4 protein-coding genes and 1 pseudogene are annotated in these 3,171 nt (G+C 26.4%); all 5 read right to left on the bottom strand.

All coding sequences use genetic code 11. The features are described 5' to 3' along the window. Nucleotides 1-111: 111 nt before the first annotated feature. Nucleotides 112-318 carry a hypothetical protein gene (locus Q0370_RS11450; protein ID WP_299575840.1) on the bottom strand — a complete coding sequence of 69 codons (207 nt, stop codon included), beginning with the start codon at nt 316-318 and terminating at the stop codon, nt 112-114. A gap of 39 nt (nt 319-357) precedes the next feature. Beyond that, nucleotides 358-564, bottom strand: coding sequence for a hypothetical protein (locus tag Q0370_RS11445; protein WP_299575842.1), 207 nt, complete (start codon nt 562-564; stop codon nt 358-360). Between the two features lie 157 nt (nt 565-721). Beyond that, nucleotides 722-1,444, bottom strand: a complete 723-nt coding sequence (locus Q0370_RS11440) for a hypothetical protein (protein ID WP_299575838.1) — start codon at nt 1,442-1,444, stop codon at nt 722-724. A 39-nt stretch (nt 1,445-1,483) separates the two neighbouring features. Then, nucleotides 1,484-2,683, bottom strand: a complete 1,200-nt coding sequence (locus tag Q0370_RS11435; RefSeq protein WP_299575836.1) for an ATP-binding protein — start codon at nt 2,681-2,683, stop codon at nt 1,484-1,486. Nucleotides 2,684-2,811: 128 nt separating this feature from the next. Then, nucleotides 2,812-3,171 (bottom strand): annotated as a pseudogene (locus Q0370_RS11430) (methyltransferase domain-containing protein); the annotation flags it as partial.

Raw genomic sequence — 3,171 nt, 5'->3', positions numbered from 1 at the left:
AAATTTCTTTTAATTTTTTTGTTACATTTTCATTAAATAATGGTTTAGTAAACGAATTTACTGAACACACCAAAGAAAACAGACTTATAAATAGTATCTTCTTAACTCTCACTAAACCAAAACCCCTTTAGTCGATGGAATCTCATCTCTATACTTTTCATCAATACTCACAGCTTCTGCCAAATTTCTAGCAACACCTTTAAAAATTGACTCAATTATATGATGTGAATTTATCCCAGCCATATTCTTTATATGCAACGTAGTATTCAAATGCCGTGTAAAGCCAATGAAAAATTCTTCCACTAATTCTGTATCCAAAAGTCCCAACTTTTTCAGTCGGAATACTCACATCAAAATTCAAAAAATATATCCCACATTGAAAAATATCATAAAAATAAATGCCAAAATTTCATCCAATCCATTTCCAATAAACACTTGTTTATGTGTAACTTTATCGCTTATTTTATTAGAAAAATATTCAGCAATAACTTTTCCAAGCTCCATTACATCTGGATCTGGATACAATTTCAAATCTTCCAAATTCATAGATTTTATTTTTTCTATAACTTTTGATGATGGCGGATAAGGATTTTCATTTGTATTAAGTTTAATATATTTTTTATCTTTTGACTGTTCTCCGGCGTGTAAGGCTCTATTTCCTTTATTTTATCATTCCAAAATTTACTCATTTAAAATACCTCTTTTATTTTTTTATTTGTTGTTATTTATTAAAATCTGTGTTATTAGAACTATTTTCTATATATTTTATGGTTTCATCTACAAAAGTATTAAAATCAAATTCTAATTTCCATTTCCCATTAACTTTTTTTGTTTCAATTTCTAAGGTTTCTTCATTATAATCAGTATTTTTCATTTCTTCTTTAACTCTACTTTCAAGATATTCATAAAATTTATCAAGTTTTGCTTTGTTAATCTTTTCTATATGTTCAAATTCTTTATCTGAAATGCCAGTTTTTTGTTGAATTTCATCAAGAATCTCATTAGTATCAAAATCATCCAGATTTTTAGACTTAATTAATATTTTAACCTTTGCGTTACTTTTTTCTGAAAATAAAATTTCGTTTACACTAATCTCAGTGTTATTAAGTTCATTTATCAAATTCCTACCTATAATTGAAGTTATTTTTTCTGAAAATTCTCTAAAAATTTTTCTTTGCTTTTTGGGAATCTCATTTATAGAATTATTAATTTCGTTATTTACAGTTTCATTATAAAGTTCTGCTGTTTTTTCAAATATAGCTTTTTTACCTTCTGTATTATATCTTTCAATAATTTCTTTATTTATAAGATTCTCAATTTCTTTGCTATCCCTATCAACTTCACTTTGTGAAATTTTAACTCCACTTTTCACATAAACCTCATAATTACTTTGTGCCATTCCCAATGTTCCCAAAATAAACAATCCTAGTAGTATTTTTTTCATTTATCCTCCGATATTTTATTATTATTTTTTTATTTTAATTTATTTATTTTGTACTGTATTTTGCAAAAAATCTAAAATATTTATATGCCTAATTCCATCTTCGCTCAAATCTATTTCATCCATCGAAATTATATATTTCTGAAAATTATCCTTAACTTTTTTTAACGGCGTTATCTCTCTCTTGAATGTATTTTCATCAAGTATCGTTGCTGACACTTGATAATATTCTCTTTCATTATTTCGTTCTGCTATAAAATCTATTTCCAAATCTCCAATTTTACCAATATACACAGTATAGCCTCGCCTAATCAATTCCAAATAAACTATATTTTCCAAAATATGCCCAATATCGCTATGTTTTTTATTTATAAGCAATTTTCTTAGCCCTATGTCAACTATGTAATATTTCTCCAGCGATTTTAAATGCTGCTTTCCTTTTATGTCATAACGTCCGGCTTTGTACAATATAAACGACGATTTCAAGGCTTCTATATAATTTTCAACGGTAGAAGATGTCGTTTTTCTTCCATAAGAAACAAGTGTATCAGCTATTTTTTTAGGCGAAACAATATTCCCAATGTTTTCAAATAGAAATTTTACTACAGATTCAAGCAAAGTAATGTCCTGTACTTTATTTCTTGCAACTATATCTTTTAGCAAAACTGTATTATATATTCCCATTAAATAGTCTTTTCTTATATCATCATCATTTATTTGTGTCGCATAAGGAAATCCGCCATTTTCAAAATATTTATTCCAAGCCTGTCTCATATCCTGTGTTTCATCCAATTTAAGATATTCAGAAAAAGACAAGGGCAATATGGATATTTCAATATATCTGCCTGAAAGCAGTGTTGCTAATTCGCCAGATAACATCATCGCATTGGAGCCTGTTATATAAATATCTGTGTTATCCTTTATAAACAAAGAATCCACTGCCCTTTGAAAATTCTCAACTTCCTGAATTTCATCAATAAATATATAATTTTTTTTATTAGGCACAAGTCTTTCATTTATATATTGATACAATAATTTATAATCTTTTAAATCTTCAAACTTTAAATCCTCAAAATTTATGGAAATTATCTGTTCTTCCAAGACACCAGATTCTATTAAAAAATTTCTAAATTGAGATAGCAATGTAGATTTTCCGCATCGTCTAACTCCGATAATAACTTTTATTATCTGCATATCTTTTATTTTTTTCAATTTTTCCAAGTATTCAGTTCTTTTAACCATAAAATCACCTCATACAAAGTATACCAAAAAAAAGAAAAATAATCAATTTTTTTGCTTTCTATTCAAAAAACTTTTCATATTTTGTATTTTTTTGTTCTTGAATAGAAAAATTTTTAAATTTAAAAATGTCATTTCTTTAAAACCCACATACTCACAGAAAGTACTTCACAAACCTTCTCAATTTTAGAAAATCCAGTCTCTTTTAATAATTTTTCGACATAATCAGCAGATAAAACATTCATTACTTCAGATTGACTATCAAATGTTTTCTCAACTTGTTCCTTCCTTGCTCCTCTTGCCGATGCAAATTCTTTCCAATAATTCAGTTGTCTATTTGAAAAAATACTTATTATAGATATTCCATCTTTATCAAGACTCTTATAAATTTTTTCCAAAAATTTTTTGGGATTATCAACAAATTGCAAAACTAAAAGACACAAACATAGCTGAAAATTTTTATTATTTATATAATTTTCAAATTTATCACA

It is taken from the genome of uncultured Leptotrichia sp., assembly GCF_938036635.1.
GTDB lineage: Bacteria > Fusobacteriota > Fusobacteriia > Fusobacteriales > Leptotrichiaceae > Leptotrichia > Leptotrichia hongkongensis.
The sequence above is the reverse complement of the archived record's forward strand: the minus strand, read 5'-3'. Positions and strand labels throughout refer to the sequence as shown.

Bases quoted from the DNA above. Each gene is read 5' to 3' on its own strand.
- Q0370_RS11440 (WP_299575838.1), bottom strand. From the start codon at position 1,444: ATGAAAAAAATACTACTAGGATTGTTTATTTTGGGAACATTGGGAATG.
- Q0370_RS11435 (WP_299575836.1), bottom strand. From the start codon at position 2,683: ATGGTTAAAAGAACTGAATACTTGGAAAAATTGAAAAAAATAAAAGAT.